General features: G+C 41.5%; 1 protein-coding gene and 1 pseudogene. One reads left to right on the top strand and one right to left on the bottom strand.

Features of this window, described 5'->3' with window-relative positions; genetic code table 11:
* A pseudogene (locus tag V5298_RS20575) lies at positions 1–762 on the top strand (IS110 family transposase); the annotation flags it as partial.
* Between the two features lie 27 nt (positions 763–789).
* On the opposite strand, the gene V5298_RS20570 reads toward V5298_RS20575, so the two are convergent.
* Complete coding sequence (locus tag V5298_RS20570; RefSeq protein ID WP_256771341.1) at positions 790–1,452, bottom strand: HAD-IB family phosphatase; 663 nt, start codon at positions 1,450–1,452, stop codon at positions 790–792.
* Positions 1,453–1,555 lie beyond the last annotated feature (103 nt).

Here is a 1,555-nt window from a genome sequence, read left to right as displayed (position 1 = left end):
AAATTGCCTTTGTAAGTGCTTGCGCGAAGGCTGAGCTACCTTTCAATGTAGTGAACCCAGTTCATGTCAAACGCTTCGCAGGCGCTACTGGACGTAAAAGCTAAAACGGATAAGCTCGATGCTGCATTGATAGCGCATTTTAGTGAGGTAATTCAACCTGCGTTGTCGTCACTAAAGCCCGAGAACATACAAAAGATGGCTGATGCCGTAGCTCGTAGAAATCAGCTTTTAGAGATGCAGACACGTGAGAAAAATCGTCTTCAAATCATGCCGAAAACCGTTCAATCAAGCATAAAGGCAATACTCACAGTGTTGAAAAAGCAAATTCAAAAGATGGACGATGAATTAGCCTATTTAATTGAAAGCTGCCCAGAATACAAAGCAAAAAGTGACCTGGTTCAAAGTATGCCTGGAATTGGTAAGGTCTCTGCTGCGGCCCTTATAAGTTACTTACCAGAGCTTGGTCTGATGAATAGTAAACAGGTAGCAGCACTTGTCGGTGTAGCGCCAATGAACAAAGAAAGTGGCCGATATAAGGGTAAGCAAGTTACTCAAGGAGGGCAACATCAAGTTCGAACGGTCTTATTTATGGCCATGATGTCAGCGATGCAGTGCAATGCTAAGTTTAAAGCCACTTATAAGAGGTTAGTGGCCGCAGGGAAACCGAAGAAAGTCGCCATTATTGCCTGTGTGAGGAAGATGGTTGTCATATTAAACTCAATGGTTAGAGATGGCGTCACGTGGGAAGAAAAAACGGTTTAACGTGGGAATTGACACCATAGTCGTTTGTTATGCCCAATTTAAAACTGCCATTGCCTTATTAAACGACTTGGTAAACTTTCTAAAGCACCTTGGACTTGGGTTGATAATATATCGCTTGTTGCAAAGTTTAAGCATTGGTATATCGGCTGAACTGTCTGAGTAGCCAATAACTAAGTCATATTTTTCTAAATCAAAAAGTTCTCGTACTCGCTCTACTTTTCTAGATGCGTAACAGTGAAATTTACTGATAATGCCGCCGAAAAAGCGAGTTTCTTCAGAGCAGACAAATCTTACGTTAGGAAGGTGATTTTGAGCAAAGACAGCTTTAACCATCCAGTCTGATGCACCACTCACGACTATTACGTCATCTGTATTTGAAGAGTGTAATAGTAGTTGTTGGACAGCGTCGTTGAAAATTATTGTTGAACTGTCACTGAGGTACATTCGGATAAACAACTTACGCAGGTGCATAATTTTTCTGTCGCTGATTCCCAGTGTTGCTAACCATAGAAGTATCGAGAATCCTACATGTTTAGTTCTCGCATGAAACAGAAATGGCGTAGAGATTGGCAAAGACAAAAGACAAAAGAGCAAACGTAAAGGATTTCGGCTAAGCATAAATTTCATGTACGCTGCGCCAGTATCCCTATTTATTATAGTTTTATCGAAGTCAAAAAGTACCAAGTTCATGTAGCTAAATTCTTCCTTGATTGGGCATAACTTTTAAATAAGGGGCGCAGACGTGTGGGCTAAAATCCGAACGAAGTGAGCAGCCCACATGTTTGCGTCCCAG

The organism is Alteromonas sp. 14N.309.X.WAT.G.H12 (assembly GCF_036697315.1).
Classification (GTDB): domain Bacteria; phylum Pseudomonadota; class Gammaproteobacteria; order Enterobacterales; family Alteromonadaceae; genus Alteromonas.
The sequence above is the reverse complement of the archived record's forward strand: the minus strand, read 5'-3'. Positions and strand labels throughout refer to the sequence as shown.

Bases quoted from the DNA above. Each gene is read 5' to 3' on its own strand.
- V5298_RS20570 (WP_256771341.1), bottom strand. From the start codon at position 1,452: ATGAACTTGGTACTTTTTGACTTCGATAAAACTATAATAAATAGGGAT.